Genomic DNA, 17,675 nt, shown 5'->3' on the forward strand with positions numbered 1-17,675 from the left:
AGATTTCGCATGAACCGCTATGAACGCACACCGCAGCCGACCGGCGAGGCGGAGATCGAATTTCTCGACGGCGAATATCGTATCCGCAAGCCCGGCGCCTATGTGCGCTGCGCCGTCACGGGCGAGCCGATCCCGCTCGAGGATCTGCGATACTGGAACGTGGACCTGCAGGAAGCCTATGCGGGCCCGGACGCCAAGCTGATGAAGCTCGGCCTGCTCAAGAAACCCTGAGCCGGGCGCGTTCGAGCGCCTCGGCCAAAGTCGTCCACGGTTCGTCCGCCTGCTCGAAGACGAGGCGGATCGGCAGGACGCCGAAGGGCAGGGCGGTTCCGCGCAGGCGCATGGCGTCTTTTTCGGTGGTGATCAGCCGCGCGCCATAGCGCTCCCGCAGGGCGGCGAGGCTGGCAATGTCCGCCCCGCTGAAGCGGTGATGATCCGGGAAATTGCGCGCCACGACGATATCGGCTCCGGTCTCTTTCAGCGTCTGGAAAAATTTCCCGGGCCGTCCGATCCCCCCAAAGGCGACGACGCGCGCTCCCTTCAGGTTCTCGGCGATCTGTCTGTCTGGATTGACCCGCGCCTGGAAGATCGGCTTCCCGCATCCAGCCGTAACCGCTAGCCCCGCCGCGTCCCGTCCTATGAGCACAATCGCGTCGGCGGCGGCGAATTGCGCCTCGAGCGGCGCGCGCAGCGGGCCCGCCGGAAGGCAGCGGCCATTGCCGGCGCCGTAGCCGGCGTCTACCACAAGCAGCGACAGATCGGCCGAGAGGCGGCGGCTGTGAAAGCCGTCGTCGAGGATCAAAACCGTGGCGCCTAGCGCGCGGGCGCGTTCTGCGCTGGCGGCGCGGTCGGGGCCGACGATGGTGAGCGCATGACGCGCGAGAAGCAGGGCTTCGTCGCCGGCTGCCTCGACGCCATGTATTGCCGGGTCGACGGCGAAGGATTCACAAGAGACGCCGGCCCCGCGCGCGTAACCGCGCGTCAGCAATGCCGGGGTGTCGCCATTGGCGGCGAGCATCTGCGCAAGCGCGATGGCGACCGGCGTCTTGCCGTCTCCGCCCGCCGTCAATCCGCCGATGACAATCGTCGGCAAAGCGGCGCGCCGGGCGTCGCGACGCAGCCGTCTTGCGGCGACCGCGCCGTACAGAGCCCCCAATGGCGAGAGCAGACGCGGCGACATCCCATCCGCACGCCAGAAGTCGGGCGCGCGCATTTACCGCTCCGTGACGGCGATCTGCGCGAGGAAGGGCTCGACCGCCGTCATGATGCCGCGCGAGGCGCCGCCGAGCTTCTCGACGACTTCCGCGCCGGCGCGGCCCATGCGGCGCATGCGCGAGGGCTCGGCTAGAAGATATTGCACCGCGCGCGTGAGCGCGGCGCCGTCGGCGACGCGGGCGGCCGCCTTCGCGGCGGCCAGTTCGCCATAGACCTCGTTGAAATTGTCGATATGCGGCCCGTAGAGGACCGCGCAGCCGAGCTTTGCGGGTTCGATCGGGTTCTGCCCGCCGCCGGGGATGAGCGACTTGCCCATGAAGACGACGCCGACGCTGCGGAAAACGAGGCCGAGCTCGCCGATCGTATCGGCGACATAAACGCCCATATCGCGTCGCGGGTCGCCGTCGCGCGTGCGCAAGCCCACGGCGAGGCCGCCGGCGTCGGCCAGCGCCGCGACTTCCGCGCCGCGCTCGCGGTGGCGCGGCACGATGACGGTCAGAAGCGAAGGGATCTGCTTTACGAGTTCGGCGTGAACGCCGAGGATGATCTCCTCCTCGCCCGCATGCGTGGAGACGGCGGCCCAGACCGGGCGATTGCCGATCGCGCCGTTGAACTCCGCAAGGCGCGCCGCGTCGACCGGAGGCGGCGGCACGTCGAATTTCAGATTGCCCGCGATGCGCACACAGGGCGCGCCCAGCGCCAGGAAACGCGCGGCGTTTTCGGAATCCTGCGCGAGGCAGAGGTCGATCGAGCCGAAGACCCCGCGCGCAAGGCCCGGGACGCTGCTCCAGCGCTCGGTGGACTTGCGGGAGATTCGGGCGTTGGCGAGAACGAGCGCGATCCCGCGCGAGCGCACCGCCGCGACCATATTGGGCCAGAGTTCGGATTCGGCGAAGATGGCGATGTCGGGTCGCCAGTAATCCAGGAAGCGATCGACGAATTTGGGCGCGTCGAGCGGCATGTATTGGTGGAAGGAGCCGGCGGGCAGGCGCGCCTGCAGCAACCGCGCCGACGACACCGTGCCGCTCGTGACCAGCACCTCCGCGCCGCGCTGGATGAAGCGGTCGATCAGCGGCAGCAAGGACATGGTTTCGCCGAGGCTGGCGCCATGGAGCCAGACGAGCCGTCCCTCGGGCCGCTCGCGCGAGGGGACGCCTAGCCGCTCTTCGAGGCGCGCCGGGTCTTCCTTGCCTTCCGACGCGCGCCAATGCAGCAGCGCGCCCGCAAAGGGCGTCGCCATGATTGTCGCCAGTCGATAGAGCGTCAGAAGCGGCATGTTTCCTTGGGCTCTGAAAGCCGCCGCGCTTTGCTCCGGGCGGCGCCGAATGCGATGCGCAGCGATGCCGCGCGTCGCGAGACGGGACGATTTATTCTTCTCGAAACGGGCGAATTTTGGAAGGCGTCGAAACGCCTGCTCGCCTTACAGCTTGTCGTGATCGGGATCGAGCAGCTTGTAGAGATGCACGACGAAATAGCGCATGTGAGCGTTGTCCACGGTCGACTGCGCTTTCGCCTTCCACGCCGCGAGCGCGCTGTCATTGTCCGGATAGATGCCGACAATGTCGAGCTTGGAGGGATCGCGGAAGGCCACGCCGTCCAGCGCCTGGAGTTCGCCGCCGAAGACGAGATGCAGCAGTTGCTTTTCAGTTTTCGCGGACGACGCGTGCTTTGTCATGACCAGTCAATTCCTTCCGAAATGGTCCGGGCGATATTGCGGGTTTCCTCGATGAGGGATTTCGGCGCCGCGACGAGCATACCCCGCTTGGACGAACTGCGATTGTAGGTGAGTTCGCCGTTTTCGACTTCCTCCAGCGCGACGCCCGCCTCGCGCAGGATGGCGTCGGCGGCGGCTATGTCCCAATCACAAGCGTTGGGCGAGGAGATGACGAGGTCGTGGCGGCCGGCGGCGATGTCCACGAGCCGCAATGCGAGGGAAGGCGTGCGCGGCGCGATGGCGATGTTCTGGGGCAGGGCGGCGATGCGCGAATGCAGCGGGCGCGGCGCGATGACGAGGGAGCCGGCGATTGCGGCGCGCGTCGCAGCCGCGAGACGCTCGCCGTTGAGGAAAGCGCCGTGGCCGTGCGCGGCGGTGAAGGTCTCTCCGCGCGCCGGCGCGTGGACGACGCCCGCCATCGGCTGTCCGCCCTCGATGAGCGCGATGCAGACCGCCCAGCGCTCGTCGCCGCGAGTGAAGGCGTGGGTGCCGTCGATTGGATCGACGATGATGAGGCTCTCGCGCGACAGGCGCTCGTCCGAGTCGGCTGTCTCCTCGGAGAGCCAGCCGGCCTCGGGCGCCATCCGTCGCATCTGCTCGAAGAGGAACCGGTCGACGGCGAAATCCGCCTCGGTGACCGGCGAGCCGCCGCCTTTATAGCTGACAGCGGCGGCGGTGCGCGCGCCCGGCCGGAAATAGGCCATGGCGATGTCGCCCGCCTCGCGCGCGACGGCTTCGAGGCGCGTCAGAAAGGCAGGGAGGTCGGATTCGGCGAGGGGCATCGCTCAAAGCAGTAGGGGACGCGCCGCTCGCCCGCAAGACGTTCGCAGATGCGAAACGCCGACAATTTGAACATTTCCGTTTCCAGCCATTTACCCTGTGGGCGCAATTATGGCGCAAAGCCAATGGTTTACGCCGGATTCACCAGGCTTGTTAGCGCTTTCGCCGGCGCCCCCGCGCCAGAGTCGCCCGGACGAAAGAGTTCGAGCCCGATTTTCTGGGAGGGGTCCATGTTCGAAGCCAACAAAGCGCGCAAAACCGAGGAAGCGCTTCTCGTGCAACGCGACTGGCGGGCGGACGGCGGGGCGCGCCGGGTGCGGGTCACGAGCAGCGACATTCTGATCTCCCGCCGTTTCAGTGGCGTGGACATGATGATTTCCGTGCCGGTTCCCGCCTATGACGGCGTCGCGCTCGACGTGGTGGAAGGCCGCGACGGCGCGCCCTGCTACCGCCTGTCGCTCGCCCATCGCGACCGCGATCTCGACGTGGTGCTGGCCGAGACGCAGGATAGCGGCGACGCCGCCGCGGACTGGAAATATTGGGCGAGCTATCTCGGCCTGCCGCGCCTGTCGACGGAGAATGGCGTGCTTGCGGAAGTGGACGCGATCAGCGGCGCGCTCGTCTTTTATCCGCGCCGGGGCCACGCCGCCCTCCGCCAGCGCCGTCCGCGTTTCCTGATGCGCCGCAAGCCCGGCGTCACCGCGCGCATGGCGGAGGTCTTCGCCGGCGAGCGCGAGATCATCTGCTACGAGTGATCGCTCATACTCGCCGGCTTGGCGAGGGGCTTGGCGAGGGGCTTGGCGAGGCCCAGGAGCTTTAATCGCGTTCGCCCGCCTCTCCTTTGGGCGTCTCGTCGCTTCTCTTCTCGACCTGGCCTGAGATCGTGACGCGATCCGAGAAGGCGAAAAGGACGGTCGAGACCACGAATGTCAGATGGATCGCGATGTAGTAATTGAGGTCGCGGTCGTCGATTTTGGGAATGTCCATGAAGGCTTCCAGCAGCTTGATCGCCGAGATGGCGACGATGGTCGTGAGAAGCTTCAGTTTGAGCTGCGTGAAATCGATCCCGCCCATCCAGTTCGGCAGGCCGTCGCGCCGCGTCGCCGGGACGCTGGAGACGAAATTCTCATAAAGCGAAAACGTGACGAGCAGGACGAGCGCGCCGGTGAGCGTGCTGTCGATGAGGCCGAGAAGGCCGAGAATGACCCTGTCTTCGGTGTTCGAGCCGATCGACGTCAGAATCGACAACAGATGCCGGGCGGCGTTCACCATCAGGACGAAGAGCCCAAGCGTCAGCATGACGAAAAAGGGCGCGAGCAGCCAGCGCGACAGGAACAGGTAATGCTCCAGCAGGCGCTTCAGCATGGCGGCCTCGCAGGCGGCCGGCGCGCCGCTCGCGACAGGATTTAGGCCTGGGAAGCAGGGCGGCAATCTTGTCGGCCTCCCGGAACAAAGGCCCGGAGGCGCGGTTCCTCTTCACCGAGGTGACGCCATGAAGAAAACCGCCATTCTTCTTTCCGCGCTATTGTTTATTGCGCTGCCGCCGGCCGTCGCCGAGGCGAAGGGCTGCATCAAGGGAACTCTCGTGGGCGGCGTGCTGGGACATTATGCCGGCCATCACAGCGTGTTGGGCGCGATTGGCGGTTGCCTTTACGGCCGGCATGAAGCGAACAAGAGCCATGCGCGCGTGACCCAACAGCGCCAGGGGTGGGGCGGAACCTACGCTCACGCCCCCAAATCCTGGCGAATCCAGTTGTAGCGGTTCAGGGCGCGACGACGCTTTCAAACCCCTTGCGGATCAGGTCTTCCTTCAGCTTGCGGCCGATGAAGACGAGTCGGGACTCGCGCTTTTCGCCGTCCTTCCACTCGTGCTGCAGATCCCCGTCGAGAATCATGTGAACGCCCTGGAAGACGAAGCGGCGCGGCTCGTTCTTGAAGGCGACGATGCCTTTGCAACGCAGGATGTCCGGCCCTTCCTTCTGAACAAGTTCGTTCAGCCAGGGCACAAAACGCTCTGGATCGACCTCGCCGGGATGACGCAGCGAGATCGACTGCATCTCGGTGTCGTGGATCGCCTTCAGATGGCCATGTGCGTCATGGTCGTGGTGATCATGGTGATGAGGGTCATGCCCGCACTCCGGGCCGCATTCGTGATCGTGCTCATGACGATGCTCATGCTCATGCGCGTGATCGTGATGGTGATGCTCCGGGTTGTCGCAGCCGGGACCGCATTCGTGGTCATGATCGTGATGCGCATGGCCATGATGGTGGTGATCATGGTCATGGTCGTGATCATGTTCCTCGACGGTGAGGAAATTCGGCTCGATCTGGAGAATGCGGTCGAGATCGAAGGCGTTGCGCCCCAGCACGGCGTCGAGCGGCACATTGGCCTTCACGGCGCGATGCAGCGTGGCGTAGGGATTGATGCCGCGAATGCGGGCCTCGACTTCCTCGAGTTCCTCCTTGGAGACAAGGTCGGTCTTGTTGAGAATGACGACGTCGGCGAAGGCGATCTGCGTCTTGGCTTCCGGCGCGTCCTTGAGACGATCGCTCAGCCATTTGGCGTCGGCGACGGTCACGACGGCGTCGAGCGTCGCAGCGTCCTTGACGTCGGCGTCGACGAAGAAGGTCTGCGCGACGGGGGCGGGGTCGGCGAGGCCCGTTGTCTCGACGATGATCGCGTCGAACTTGCCGCGGCGGCGCATGAGCCCTTCGATGATGCGAATGAGGTCGCCGCGCACCGTGCAGCAGATGCAGCCATTGTTCATCTCGAACACTTCCTCGTCCGCGCCCACGACGAGGTCATTGTCTATGCCGATCTCGCCGAACTCGTTGACGATGACGGCGTAGCGGCGGCCGTGCTGCTCGGTGAGGAGGCGGTTGAGAAGGGTCGTTTTTCCGGCGCCGAGATAGCCGGTGATAACGGTCACGGGAATTTTTTCGGTCACGCGTGCTTCCTTGCAAATATCCCAACCTCATCCTGAGGAGGCGCTGCAAGCGCCCTCTCGAAGGATGTGCAGCGGGCGCAGCCCTCGCTTTTCGAGACGGCGGCTCTCGCCGCCTCCTCAGGGTGAGGGCACATCGGAGGCGCTCATTACGGCGCCAGGGCTTTCGTCAATTCTCTAACATTGTGGCGCATCATGTCGATATAATTCGCGCCGCCTTCCTTGAGCTCCGACAGCGCGTCGGAATAGAGCGTGCCGCCGACGCGGGCGCCGGTTTCGGCCGCGATGCGCTTGGCGAGGCGGGGGTCCGAGATGTTCTCCAGAAACACCGCGCCGACCTTGTTCGCCTTCACCGACACGATAATGCGGGCGATGTCGCGGGCGCTGGCCTCGGCTTCGGTCGAGACGCCCTGGGGCGCGATGAACTCGACGCCGTAGCGCGCCGAGAAATAGCCGAAGGCGTCGTGGGTCGAGACGACGCGGCGGCGATCTTTCGGGATGGCGTCCAGCGTCTTGACGATCTCCGCGTCGAGCGCGTCGAGCTTCGCAAGATAGGCGGCCGCATTTGCGCGGTAGGCGTCAGCGCCCTGCGGATCTGCGGAGATCAGCGCATCGCGGATTTCCGCGACGTAGATCTTGGCGTTGGCGACGTCCTGCCAGGCGTGCGGGTCGGTCCCTTCCTCGCCGGGCCTGGCCGCGACGCCCTTGCCGAGCGTGACGATCGTTCCCTTGCTCCTGGCGGCGGCGATCAGGCGCTCCAGCCAGCCCTCGAAGCCGAGCCCGTTGACGAAGATGAGCTTCGCTTGGGCGATCTTGCGGCCGTCGGCGGGCGTCGGCTGATAGACGTGAGCGTCGCCATCAGGCCCCACAAGCGTCGTGATGGAAATGCGGTCCCCGCCAACCTCCTTCACGAGGTCGCCGATGATGGAGAAGCTCGCGACGACGGGGAGCTTGTCGTCGGCGATGGCGGGCGCGGCGAGGATAGCGGCGGCGAAGGCCATGAAAAGGCGGCGTGTGATCATCATCCCTCCAAATGCCGGCGCGGCCGCTTGAGCCGCAGGACGCCGCCGGCGCGGCCGAATATCAGCGAAGCGAAATAGCAAAGGCCGGCCGCAAGGATGATGGCGGGGCCGGTGGGCGCTCCCGTCTCGTTGGAAAAGACGAGGCCCGCATAGACGCAGAGCGCCGCGACTGCCGCCGAAAGAGGAAGCGCGACGGAAAGTTCATGCGTCCAGAGTCGCGCGGCGGCGGCGGGCAGCATGATGAGGCCCACGGCCATCAGCGTGCCGAGCGCCTGAAAGCCCGCGACGAGATTGAGAACGACGAGGCCGAGGAAGAGGAAGGGAACGATTTCGCCCATCCCGCTCGTCTGGCGCAGAAATAGCGGATCGAGCGTGTCCATCACCAACGCGCGATAGAAGATTGTGAGCGTGACGAGCGTCAGCGTCGAGACGCCGGCGAGCATGATCAGCGCGGCGTCGTCGAGGCCGAAGACGGAGCCGAAAAGCACATGCAGCAAGTCGACGCTCGATCCCTTGAGGGAAACGAGGGTAACGCCGAGCGCGAGGGAAACCAGATAGAAGGCGGCGAGAGACGCGTCTTCGCGCAAGGTCGTGAAGCGCGACGCGGCGCCTGTCGCCAGTGCGACCACGAGCCCCGCGACGAGGCCGCCGAAGGTCATCGCCGGAAGGGAAAGGCCCGCAACGAGATAGCCGACCGCCGCGCCGGGCAGAACGGCGTGAGACAGCGCGTCGCCCGCGAGCGACATGCGCCGCAGGATCAGGAACACGCCGAGCGGCGCGCCGGAGAGCGCGAGCGCCAGCGAGCCGACAAGCGCGCGGCGCATGAATTCATAGTCGAGAAAAGGCGAGATGAAGACGTCAGTGAGCATGTTCGGCTTCTTCGTCGCGCAGGCATTCGCGCGCCGCGCGATCATAGGCTTCGGACATTGCCCGCGCCCTCGCGAGATTTTCCGCGCAGAGCGTCGCGCGCGTCTCGCCCCAGGCGATGCGCTCGCGGGCGAGCAGCAGCGTCTCCGGAAAGGCGCGGCGCGCGAGATCCAGCTCGTGCAGGACGGCGACAACAGTTCGGCCTTCACTGCGCCACTGGGCGACGAGGGCGAGCAGGTCCTGCGTCGTCGCCTCGTCGATCGAGCCGAAAGGTTCGTCGAGAAGGATCACGCGCTGGTCCTGGACGATGAGGCGCGCAAAGAGCACGCGCTGCATTTGCCCGCCGGACAGCGTCTCTATCGGCCGGTCGTCCATGCCGGCGAGGCCGACGCGGGCGATGGCCTGCGCAGTCCGATCCCGCTCCTCGGCGCCGATGCGGCCAAAGAGGCCAACGCGGCGCATGGCGCCCATGGCGATGAAGTCGCGCACATTGATGGGGAAGGAGCGGTCGACCTCGACGAGTTGCGGCAGATAGGCGATGTCCCGCGCAGCGCCCGCGCGCTCGATCCGCCCGCCAAGCGGCGGCAGGAGGCCAGCCAGAGCCTTCAGCAACGTGGATTTGCCGGCCCCGTTGGGGCCGCAGACGGCTAGCGCGGCGCCCGGCGCGATCTCGCCTTCGAGATGGTGCACGGCCGGCCGCCGGTCATAGCCCAGCGTCAGATTGACGAGGCGGATCGGCCCTGGCGTCGCGACTGTCCTCAATGCAGCGCCCAATACACGCCGGCCCAAAGTGCGACGAGAACGAGACAGACCCCCGTGACGCGGGCGGCCGCGGAGGCCTCGAGCAGCGAAGCGCGGGCTGGGGCGATGCGGCCGTGATCATGCGCGCCGATGACGCTTTCCGAGGCGTGGTCGTGCGCGTGACGATGAGTGGTCGCGTCGGTCATGCCGGACGTTATAATATAACGCAGCGCGGGAGCAAGCGTCTCCGGCCTGTGCGGCCGCGCCGCATTTTTCCGCGCCCTCGACCATGGACAGGGCCCCCCGACTCTGCTATCTCCCCAACTCACGGGTCAGGCGCTCCGTCAGCGCCCGGCGACCTATTCCCAATTCGGACAGACTCACGGGAAGCAATCCCGCTGGGCCGCCACAGACAGGCAGGATGGTTTCGTGCAAGTTCTCGTTCGCGACAACAATGTCGATCAGGCTCTGAAGGCGCTGAAGAAGAAGATGCAGCGTGAAGGCATCTTCCGCGAAATGAAGCTGCGCGGACACTACGAGAAGCCGTCCGAGAAGCGCGCCCGCGAGAAGGCCGAAGCCGTCCGCCGCGCCCGCAAGCTGGCCCGCAAGAAGCTGCAGCGTGAAGGTCTGCTGCCGGTCAAGGCCAAGGCTACGGGCCGCTGATCACGTCCGAGGGGCGCTGATTCCGTCGAATTCCTGCCATATGGAGACGCTTTTTTAACCGCGTCCGGCAAGGAATGAGCTGGCTCCAAAATAATGTCGAGAGGGTTTCAGGCATGGGCTTCCGCCTAGCGGCGTCGTCGTTTCGCTTGTCTCTTCTCTCGCCACGTGCATGGCTCCTGAGCGGCGCGGCGCTGTCCGCGCTCTTGCTCGCGGGCTGCGAGACGGCGAGCGGCATTCGCCCGCCGGGCCGCGGCATCGCCGAGATCACGGACACCGACCCAAAGGCCGCCTCCGCCAATCTCGATTCGCTGACCGAAGTCATCCGGCGCAATCCCAACAGCGCCGAGGCCTATAATACGCGCGGCGTCGCTTACGCCCGCGTGGGTCGATTCGGCGAGGCCATCGGCGACTTCTCCCAGGCGATCAAAATCGATCCCAATAACGCCGCCGCCTACACGAATCGCGCGCTGGCGAGCCGTCAGGCCGGACAGAACGACACGGCCCGCGCCGATTTCGACCGCGCCATCCAGGCCAATCCCAATCACGCGCCCGCCTATATCGGCCGCGCCAATCTGCTTCGCGCGCAGGGCAATCTCGACCAGGCGCTCGAGGACCTGAACAACGCCATCCGCTTGAATCCCGAAAATGCGCAGGCTTTCCATGCGCGCGGGTTGATCCATCAGAAGCGCGGCGACAACGCCAAGGCCGTCAGCGATTTCGACAACGCCATCGACCGCGATCCTTTCGCGGCGGCGCCGTATCAGGCGCGTGGCGAGAGCCTCGTTGCGCTCGGCAAATATGACAAGGCGATCGAGGACTTCAACGCCGCTCTGAACGTCGACAACAAGAGCGCGCTCGCCTGGGCGTGGCTCGGTCTCGCCTATGACAAGAACGGCAGCAAGCAGAAGGCGCAGGAATCCTATCAGCGCGCCTTGCAGCTCGATCCGCAGCAGCCGGTCGCGAAACAAGGCCTGCGCGGCTGAGGCCAAAGCTCGCGCGAGGCTGACTTCGCGACGAACGCCTCCCGGCTTTTCCTTTATGCGGGCGCCTTTTCACGCAGCGATGGCCGCGCCCGGCGTTATTTTTCCCGCCGCTCTTCATCGCTGCGGTCTTCTCGCCACTGGCGATAGACCTTGATGGCGAAGGCGACGAGCAGCACGAACGCCGCGCCGCCACCCGACAAAATACGCTCCAGCATGGCGTGATCGACGCCGTGCAGACGTTCGAGCACGGCGGGGTCCGACCCCGCCATATCGCCCGCGACCCAGCCCAGCAGCCCCGCGCCCGCCCAGACCAGCGCCGGGAAGCGCTCCAGGACCTTGAGCAGGAAGCCCGCGCCGAACATCACGATGGGCACGGAAAGCGCGAGACCGAAGACGATGAGATAGGTGGAGCCGCGCGCGGCGGCCGCGATTGCGAGCACATTGTCGAGCGACATCACGGCGTCCGCCATGATGATCGCGATGACCGCGCCCATGAGGTCCGGCTTCGCCTTCACGTCGGAGTGTTCGGTCTCGTCGATCAGCAGCTTCACGGCGACAAGCAGGAGCAGCAGCGAGCCGAGGGCCTTGAGATAGGGAATGCTCATCATCTGGACGACGAGCAGCGTGAAGATCACGCGCAGGATCACGCCGCCCAGCGCGCCGAGGAACACGCCCCAGCGCCGTTGCTTGACCGGCAATCCGCGGCAGGCGAGGGCGATGAGGATGGCGTTGTCGCCGGAAAGCAGGATGTTGATCCAGATGATCTCCAGCACTTCCCAGCTGACCGCGATTTCCGAGCCCATACTTCCCTTTCCTGCGCGCCTCTTGGGGCCGTCGGCGCTGCAATAGACTGTTTTCGTTCCCCGCGAAAGCCGCACGGCTGCCGTGGGCCGGGCATCTGTCGCCAGATACGGCGCCGCCGGACTGTCCGCCGTCCGGGAACATTTGCTGCGAAGATTTGTTCTCTGGGCTCAGCGGGCCTGTGAAAAGGTTCGCAACGCGCTTTTAGGAGGCGACGATGGGAATGGCGACGCAGAGCGGCAATCTGATCTCGAGCGAGAATGTCGAGGGGACGGCCGTGTATGACCCTTCGGGCAACAAGATCGGTCAGATCGACCACCTGATGATCGACAAGGTTTCGGGCGTCATTCGCTATGCGATCATGACCTTTGGCGGCTTCCTTGGCATTGGCGAGGGCGAGCACCCGCTGCCGTGGAAGGCGTTCAAATACGACACGAATCTCGGCGGCTATGTGACGAACGTCACCGAGGATCAGTTGAAGAATGCGCCGGAATACGACGAGTCGAGCTGGTCGAATCGCGATTGGGAATCGCGCCTGCATCAGCACTTCGGTTCGAAGCCCTATTGGGAAGAGGGCGGCGCGTCCGGCATGGGCTCGTCCACGTCGTCGCAGAATCGCGGCACGGATCAGACCGCGGGCTTCTGATAGCCGACTAAAGAAGCAAGGCCGCGGTCGCGGCCTTGCTTCACGTTTGGATTGCTGCATTCTTCCTGGGCAGAGGCGAATTTCGAGCGGTTGCGATGAAAAGACTTTTCCGGCTGGCGCTTCTGTTGCTGTTTGCCGCGATGGGCGCCTACGCGCTCGCGGGACGCGCTCCCGACCCGGAAGCGCAGCGGCGCGAGATCGAGCGCGTTCTCTCGCAAGTCAGGCTGCCCGACGGCTTTTCCATCTCGCTTTACGCGCTGGCGCCCAATGCGCGAACGCTGGCCGTCGGACGCGACGGCAAGGCCATCTTCGTCGGCACGGACGAGAAGCGCGCTTATGTGATCACGCCCGGCGACGGCGGGGCGACGTCCGTCGATCTGTTGGCGCCCGCCGCAAGCCTCGTCATGCCGCATGGCGTGTGCCTGTCGAAGGAGGGCGCGCTCTTCCTCGTCGAGCGCAACCGCGTGACGCGCATCGACGACGCTGAGAATAAATGGCGCGAAGCCGCCTCTGTCGCCAAGACCATCGTGAAGGCTGGCGAGCTCATTCCGCGCAGCGAGGAGAGCAGAGGCCATTCCGCCCGCGTCTGCAAGGTTGGCCCGGATGGGAAGCTCTATATCGCGCTCGGCCAGCCCCATAACGTCGCCCCGCGCGACAAGCTGCCGCTTTACGAAAAGACTGGCATTGGCGGGATCATCCGCATGAATCAGGACGGCTCCGGCCGCGAGGTCTTCGCGACCGGCATCCGCAATTCGGTCGGGATGGCGTTCGACGACAAGGGCCGGCTCTGGTTCACCGACAATCAGGTCGACAGCATGGGCGACGACATTCCGCCCGGCGAAATCAACCGCGCCGACAGGCCCGGCCTTAATTTCGGCTTTCCCTGGTATGGCGGCGGCCATGTGCGCACGCATGAATATGCGAAGGATGCGCCGCCGAAGGACGTCGTCTTTCCGCAGGTCGAGGAAGCCGCGCACGCCGCGGATCTCGGCCTGACATTCTATGGCGGCGCGATGTTTCCCGAAAAATATCGCGGTGGGATTTTCTCCGCGCAGCACGGTTCGTGGGACCGTAGCGTTCCCGTTGGCGCGCGGGTGATGTTCACGACGCCCGGTCCCAATGGAGACGGCGGCGAGAGCGCGCCTTTCGCAGAGGGCTGGAACACGGGACGGGGCGGCTATCTCGGCCGGCCCGTGGATGTCGCCGAACTTCCCGACGGATCGCTGCTGGTCACGGACGACCAGAACGGCGCGATTTATCGCATCGTCTATCGCGGCAAGTAGAGTTCACAGCCGGTCGTCCCACCATATAACGCGCCCCAGCGGCTTCAGGCGCTTGGCATCGGTGGCCCTGTGAAATTCCGGATCGTAAGCCGGATTGTCGCTGCCGATGATGACGTCGCCATTGGGCTTCAGGCGCAGCCGTTTCACGCGCAGCGCGCCGTCCTGCTGGAAGACATAGACATCTGGCCGCGCGCCGGCGTCCTGCTTGAGCCGCGCGTCGCTCTCATTGACGAGAAGCAGCGCGCCGTCGTTGAAGAGCGGGCTCATGCTGTCGCCTTTTGCGCGCATGAAGGAGAGCTTGGCGCCGGGCGGGGCGAGCTTGCGTAGCATCCACTGCGGGAAAGCAAGCATGTTTTCGATCGCGACGGCCGACGTTTCGACGCCATCGCCGGCGGCGGCTTCGGCGTCGAGGCTCGGGACGCGCGCGAACTCGAATTGAGGCGATGGCTTCATGCCCGGAGACGCGGATATGACAGGGTCGTCGGAGAGACCCAGCAGATAGCTCATCGACACGTTGAGCTTCTGGGAAAGCGCAATGAGCAGGGGCGCTTGCGGTTCGTTGCGGCCGGCGCAGGCGCGGCGCAGCGTGTTCTCCGGAATCTCCAGAGCCTTTGCGGCCTTCGCGATCGAGCCGAATGGCGCGATCAATGCGCGCACGCGCTCCGCGAAATCCTGGAGGTGGCTTTGCGGCGAATCCGGCACGTCATCCACCATGAATGGTTGACATTCGCTCTGTCATGGTTAAGCTCAATCACCTGTGGCGGATTGGAGGGCCGCAGTTCGTCTTTGCGGAGCGCTCTCCAATTAACCGCCGCCACAGTAACGGAATTTCCAATCGAGGCCATGGCTGCCCGCGCGAATCCGCAGGAGCAGTCGCGTTTTACGTCACCAATTTCACGGGGAATTTCATGGGAGCCTCTGTCGAGGAAACCGCGATCGGCATGTTGAGCGCGGTGATGAATCTCTATGGAGCCGAGGCCTATGCGGAGATCGTGGCGGCCTTTCGCTGCGCGCTCTCGCAGCAAAATGACGAAGCCGTCGCCGCGACTTTGTGCGAGGCGCTGCTCGAAGTGATCCGCAACCGCACCAACGCGCTCACCAAGACGCGATAGGCGCGACCGTCAGGGCGCGTCCGTCATGCCCGGTTACGCGCGCGTCGATCATGCGCCCGGCCTCGACGCCGGGAGTGCGCGCCAGCGTGAAATCAGCCGCGCGAGCGCCGCCGCCGCGTTCGGTGAGAAGGCGCAGCGTTTTTCCCGCTTGCGCGTCGAGATGACGGACAAGCGAGCGATCGCCCGCTTCGCGTAGCCGTGCGCTGCGCTCCTTGGCGATGTCGCGCGAAAGTTGCGGCATGCGCGCCGCCGGCGTGCCGGGTCGCGCGGAAAAGGGGAAGACATGCAGATGCGTCAGCTTGCATTCCTCGACGAGCGCGAGCGTGCGGTCGAACATCTCTTCCGTCTCGGTCGGAAAGCCGGTGATGAAATCGGCGCCGAAGACGATGTCGGGCCGCGCTTCTCGCAACGCCGCGCAGAAGCGGATGGCGTCGCCGCGCAGATGGCGCCGCTTCATGCGCTTGAGGATCAGGTCGTCACCCGCCTGCAACGATAGATGTAGGTGAGGGCAGAGGCGCTCTTCTTCGGCGAGCGCCGCGACGAGATCGTCGTCCGCCTCGATGCAGTCGATAGAGGAGAGGCGCAGCCGCGCAAGCGTCGGCAATTCCCGTAAAAGGAGACGCACGAGCCCGCCGAGCCTCATGCCGTCGGCGTCGTAGCTGGTGAGATCGACGCCGGTGAGAACGATCTCCTGCTTGCCGCTCTCGACCAGCGCGCGCGCCTGCGTGACCGCCTCCTGCGGCGAGACGGAGCGCGAGGCGCCGCGACCCGCGGGGATGATGCAGAATGTGCAGCTATGGTCGCAGCCGTTCTGCACGGCGAGAAAGCCGCGCGTGCCTTCTTCCGCCGCGCGCGCGCGATTGGTCTGTTCCTCGGCGACGACGCGCGTCACGCCGTCCATCGTCGCGAAGCTTTGTGGGTCGATCCGCGCCGCGCAGCCGGCGACGACGATTTGCGCCTCTGGGCGCTCGCGATGCAGGCGGCGGATCGCCTGGCGGGCCTGCCGAGTCGCTTCATTGGTGACGGCGCAGGTGTTGACGACGACCGCGCCGGGATGCTGGCGCGCCAGCTCCTCGCTGTCCACCATGTTCAGGCGGCAGCCGAAGGTGAGAACTTCCGCCTTTGGCGCAAGCTCTCCCGTCCGCGCGCTCACGCCGCCGCGCCTTCGAAAAGGCTCGGGCTCAACCGCGTCTCGAACTCGAATTCGACGGGCCCCGTCATCATCACATGATCGTCGGCGCGCCACTCGATGTGGAGGTCGCCGCCCGGCAAACGCACGCGCGCCCGCCGCTCCGTTAGATCCGCACGGACTGCCGCGACGAGGGTCGCGCAGGCGGCGGAGCCGCAGGCCTTCGTCGCGCCCGTGCCGCGCTCCCAGACCCGCAGAAGAATGTCGTCGCGCGAGAGGATTTGCGCGAAGGAGACATTGGCGCGCTCGGGAAAGAGCGGGTGACGCTCGATCTTCCGCCCGAGGTCTTCGAGCGCAATCGCCATGGCGTCGGCGACGAAGAAGACCGCGTGCGGATTGCCCATGCTGACGGCGGAAAACTGCGCCGGCGCGCCGGCGACGGGCGGGTCGAGGTTTACGGCGCGCGTGTCGGCTTCGCGCGCCAGCGGAATGTCGCGCCAGTCGAGACGCGGGCGGCCCATGTCGACGGTGAAGAGCGTCTCCGCCTCGCGCCGCGTTTCGATGCGTCCGGCGTCGGTCGCGAGCGAGAGCCGCTCCTTGCCTTCGCGCGCCAGGGCCCAGGCCACGCAGCGCGTGCCGTTGCCGCAGGCGCCGGAGAGCGAGCCGTCGATATTGTAGATGCGCATGAAGGCGTCGTCTCCCGGCGCGGCCGGATCGTGCAGCGCCATGAGCTGGTCGAAGCGCAGCCGGGGCGCCGCCGCGATGGCGCGCGCCTCTTCCGGGGCGAGCACATGCGCCGTCCCGCGCAGGTCGAGCACCAATATTTCGTTGCCCGCGCCGTTCATGCGCAGGATCGGATGATTGTCGAGCGGATGCGCCATTCGTCTTTCCATTGAGACGCGGTCGTATATAGAGACTGCGTCGCTTCAGCGCTACTTCGAGGGCGCGCGACCGCGTCGCCCGACGCCTGTCGCAATTGCGCGCCAAGAGTGGCTCACGAATCGCTTTCGCCGAAAAGGGACGCAGCAGGAATGGACGAGGAACCGGGTCTGATCGACGCCCTGAAGACCCATTGGCGGGCGCTGGCCATTTTCACGCTTCTCGTGGCCTCTGCGGCGATCATCGCCGAACGCCGCATGTTCCCCGGCCCGTCCGAGGAGGACGACAAGCCCGCCAAGACCGCCGCGACGCAGGCGCCCGCCGCGCCCGAGGCCGCCAAGCCCGGCGAAAAGCCCGACGCCGCCAAGCCCGGGACGCCCGACGCGGCGCCATCCGTGATGAGCGAGACCGTTACCGTCGATGCGCGCCCGGCTGCGGTGTTGAAGGGGCAGGGGAAATGGGAAGGCGCAGCCAAGACGCTTTCCGAGGCGATGAAAAAGCTCAACGCCGCCGTCGCCAAGGCCGGATTGACGGTGAACGGCCGCCCCGTCGCGGTCTTCACCAAGACGGACGACACGGGGTTCGCCTTCGAGGCCATGGCGCCGCTCGCCGCCGCGCCCGAGGGGAAGCCCAAGCTCTCGGACGGTGTCGAGATCGGCGCGTCGCCGGCGGGCAAGGCGCTGAAATTCCAGCATCGCGGCTCTTACGACGAAATCGACGCCACCTATGAGGCGATCGCCGCCTATCTCGACGAGAAGGGCCTCGACACCAAGGATCTCATCATCGAGGAATATCTCACTGATTTCAAAGGCGAAGACGCTAGCGTCGACGTCGATATCTACGTCTTCCTGAAGTAAGCGACAAAATGCGGCAAGGGCGGAGCCATTGCTAAGGC

The 17,675-nt window shown here is 65.8% G+C and carries 21 protein-coding genes and 2 pseudogenes; 9 read left to right on the forward strand and 14 right to left on the reverse strand.

The window, feature by feature from the left end; genetic code table 11:
* Window positions 1–9: 9 nt before the first annotated feature.
* On the forward strand, window positions 10–231 hold the full coding sequence (locus ACPFMJ_RS20050; RefSeq protein WP_424361649.1) for a DUF2093 domain-containing protein: 222 nt from the start codon (window positions 10–12) through the stop codon (window positions 229–231).
* Here the strand turns inward: ACPFMJ_RS20050 and lpxK are convergent.
* From lpxK to ACPFMJ_RS20070, 4 genes are all read right to left on the reverse strand, one after another.
* The gene (gene lpxK, locus ACPFMJ_RS20055) at window positions 218–1,213 is read right to left on the reverse strand and encodes a tetraacyldisaccharide 4'-kinase (protein ID WP_424361650.1); all 996 of its coding nucleotides are present in this window, start codon (window positions 1,211–1,213) and stop codon (window positions 218–220) included. The two genes, ACPFMJ_RS20050 and lpxK, sit on opposite strands and share 14 nt — an antisense overlap.
* The gene (locus ACPFMJ_RS20060) at window positions 1,214–2,491 is read right to left on the reverse strand and encodes a 3-deoxy-D-manno-octulosonic acid transferase (RefSeq protein ID WP_424361651.1); all 1,278 of its coding nucleotides are present in this window, start codon (window positions 2,489–2,491) and stop codon (window positions 1,214–1,216) included.
* 144 nt (window positions 2,492–2,635) lie between these two features.
* On the reverse strand, window positions 2,636–2,890 hold the full coding sequence (locus tag ACPFMJ_RS20065) for a DUF4170 domain-containing protein (protein WP_424361652.1): 255 nt from the start codon (window positions 2,888–2,890) through the stop codon (window positions 2,636–2,638).
* On the reverse strand, window positions 2,887–3,711 hold the full coding sequence (locus ACPFMJ_RS20070; protein ID WP_424361653.1) for a 3'(2'),5'-bisphosphate nucleotidase CysQ: 825 nt from the start codon (window positions 3,709–3,711) through the stop codon (window positions 2,887–2,889). Before ACPFMJ_RS20070 ends, ACPFMJ_RS20065 begins: the two co-directional genes overlap by 4 nt.
* 228 nt (window positions 3,712–3,939) lie before the next feature.
* Here ACPFMJ_RS20070 and ACPFMJ_RS20075 point away from each other — a divergent pair, with 228 nt between their 5' ends.
* A complete protein-coding gene (locus ACPFMJ_RS20075; RefSeq protein WP_424361654.1) occupies window positions 3,940–4,464 on the forward strand; it encodes a DUF6101 family protein in 525 nt (174 codons plus the stop codon).
* Window positions 4,465–4,525: 61 nt separating this feature from the next.
* Here ACPFMJ_RS20075 and ACPFMJ_RS20080 read toward each other — a convergent pair whose 3' ends face one another.
* Window positions 4,526–5,074, reverse strand: coding sequence for a YqhA family protein (locus ACPFMJ_RS20080; protein ID WP_424361655.1), 549 nt, complete (start codon window positions 5,072–5,074; stop codon window positions 4,526–4,528).
* Between the two features lie 127 nt (window positions 5,075–5,201).
* Here ACPFMJ_RS20080 and ACPFMJ_RS20085 point away from each other — a divergent pair, with 127 nt between their 5' ends.
* Window positions 5,202–5,468: a hypothetical protein gene (locus ACPFMJ_RS20085; RefSeq protein ID WP_424361656.1), complete on the forward strand. Its 267-nt coding sequence runs from the start codon at window positions 5,202–5,204 to the stop codon at window positions 5,466–5,468.
* A gap of 4 nt (window positions 5,469–5,472) precedes the next feature.
* On the opposite strand, the gene ACPFMJ_RS20090 is transcribed toward ACPFMJ_RS20085, so the two are convergent.
* The 5 genes and pseudogenes from ACPFMJ_RS20090 to ACPFMJ_RS20110 all read right to left on the reverse strand — a co-directional run bounded on the left by ACPFMJ_RS20090 (window position 5,473) and on the right by ACPFMJ_RS20110 (window position 9,490).
* Window positions 5,473–6,657, reverse strand: a complete 1,185-nt coding sequence (locus ACPFMJ_RS20090; protein ID WP_424361657.1) for a CobW family GTP-binding protein — start codon at window positions 6,655–6,657, stop codon at window positions 5,473–5,475.
* 146 nt (window positions 6,658–6,803) lie between these two features.
* Window positions 6,804–7,676: a metal ABC transporter solute-binding protein, Zn/Mn family gene (locus tag ACPFMJ_RS20095; RefSeq protein WP_424363920.1), complete on the reverse strand. Its 873-nt coding sequence runs from the start codon at window positions 7,674–7,676 to the stop codon at window positions 6,804–6,806.
* On the reverse strand, window positions 7,676–8,545 hold the full coding sequence (locus tag ACPFMJ_RS20100; protein ID WP_424361658.1) for a metal ABC transporter permease: 870 nt from the start codon (window positions 8,543–8,545) through the stop codon (window positions 7,676–7,678). Before ACPFMJ_RS20100 ends, ACPFMJ_RS20095 begins: the two co-directional genes overlap by 1 nt.
* A pseudogene (locus ACPFMJ_RS20105) lies at window positions 8,535–9,212 on the reverse strand (metal ABC transporter ATP-binding protein); the annotation flags it as partial. The gene ACPFMJ_RS20100 and the pseudogene ACPFMJ_RS20105, both read right to left, overlap by 11 nt.
* A gap of 89 nt (window positions 9,213–9,301) precedes the next feature.
* The gene (locus tag ACPFMJ_RS20110; protein ID WP_424361659.1) at window positions 9,302–9,490 is read right to left on the reverse strand and encodes a hypothetical protein; all 189 of its coding nucleotides are present in this window, start codon (window positions 9,488–9,490) and stop codon (window positions 9,302–9,304) included.
* Window positions 9,491–9,713: 223 nt separating this feature from the next.
* Here ACPFMJ_RS20110 and rpsU point away from each other — a divergent pair.
* Window positions 9,714–9,932: pseudogene (gene rpsU, locus ACPFMJ_RS20115) on the forward strand (30S ribosomal protein S21); the annotation flags it as partial.
* A gap of 128 nt (window positions 9,933–10,060) precedes the next feature.
* Window positions 10,061–10,930 carry a tetratricopeptide repeat protein gene (locus ACPFMJ_RS20120; RefSeq protein ID WP_424363921.1) on the forward strand — a complete coding sequence of 290 codons (870 nt, stop codon included), beginning with the start codon at window positions 10,061–10,063 and terminating at the stop codon, window positions 10,928–10,930.
* A gap of 95 nt (window positions 10,931–11,025) precedes the next feature.
* Here ACPFMJ_RS20120 and ACPFMJ_RS20125 read toward each other — a convergent pair whose 3' ends face one another.
* Complete coding sequence (locus ACPFMJ_RS20125; RefSeq protein ID WP_424361660.1) at window positions 11,026–11,733, reverse strand: YjbE family putative metal transport protein; 708 nt, start codon at window positions 11,731–11,733, stop codon at window positions 11,026–11,028.
* Window positions 11,734–11,954: 221 nt separating this feature from the next.
* Between ACPFMJ_RS20125 and ACPFMJ_RS20130 the strand changes: the two genes are divergently transcribed.
* Window positions 11,955–12,377 (forward strand): PRC-barrel domain-containing protein, encoded by a 423-nt coding sequence (locus ACPFMJ_RS20130; protein ID WP_424361661.1) that lies wholly within the window; start codon window positions 11,955–11,957, stop codon window positions 12,375–12,377.
* 95 nt (window positions 12,378–12,472) lie between these two features.
* Window positions 12,473–13,660, forward strand: a complete 1,188-nt coding sequence (locus ACPFMJ_RS20135; RefSeq protein WP_424361662.1) for a PQQ-dependent sugar dehydrogenase — start codon at window positions 12,473–12,475, stop codon at window positions 13,658–13,660.
* A gap of 3 nt (window positions 13,661–13,663) precedes the next feature.
* On the opposite strand, the gene ACPFMJ_RS20140 is transcribed toward ACPFMJ_RS20135, so the two are convergent.
* Window positions 13,664–14,374: an XRE family transcriptional regulator gene (locus tag ACPFMJ_RS20140; RefSeq protein WP_424361663.1), complete on the reverse strand. Its 711-nt coding sequence runs from the start codon at window positions 14,372–14,374 to the stop codon at window positions 13,664–13,666.
* 194 nt (window positions 14,375–14,568) lie between these two features.
* Here ACPFMJ_RS20140 and ACPFMJ_RS20145 point away from each other — a divergent pair, with 194 nt between their 5' ends.
* Window positions 14,569–14,772, forward strand: coding sequence for a hypothetical protein (locus ACPFMJ_RS20145; protein WP_424361664.1), 204 nt, complete (start codon window positions 14,569–14,571; stop codon window positions 14,770–14,772).
* Here ACPFMJ_RS20145 and ACPFMJ_RS20150 read toward each other — a convergent pair.
* Both ACPFMJ_RS20150 and dapF read right to left on the reverse strand, forming a co-directional pair.
* Window positions 14,756–15,925, reverse strand: coding sequence for a MiaB/RimO family radical SAM methylthiotransferase (locus ACPFMJ_RS20150; RefSeq protein WP_424361665.1), 1,170 nt, complete (start codon window positions 15,923–15,925; stop codon window positions 14,756–14,758). The two genes, ACPFMJ_RS20145 and ACPFMJ_RS20150, sit on opposite strands and share 17 nt — an antisense overlap.
* A complete protein-coding gene (gene dapF / locus ACPFMJ_RS20155) occupies window positions 15,922–16,782 on the reverse strand; it encodes a diaminopimelate epimerase (RefSeq protein ID WP_424361666.1) in 861 nt (286 codons plus the stop codon). Before dapF ends, ACPFMJ_RS20150 begins: the two co-directional genes overlap by 4 nt.
* A 150-nt stretch (window positions 16,783–16,932) precedes the next feature.
* On the opposite strand from dapF, the gene ACPFMJ_RS20160 reads away from it, so the two are divergent.
* Entirely contained in the window at window positions 16,933–17,637 is a 705-nt protein-coding gene (locus ACPFMJ_RS20160) for a GyrI-like domain-containing protein (RefSeq protein ID WP_424361667.1), read from the forward strand.
* The last annotated feature ends 38 nt before the right edge of the window (window positions 17,638–17,675 follow it).

Origin of the sequence: Methylocystis parvus, from assembly GCF_049675845.1 — a bacterium.
In the GTDB taxonomy this organism is placed as follows: Bacteria; Pseudomonadota; Alphaproteobacteria; order Rhizobiales; family Beijerinckiaceae; genus Methylocystis; species Methylocystis parvus_A.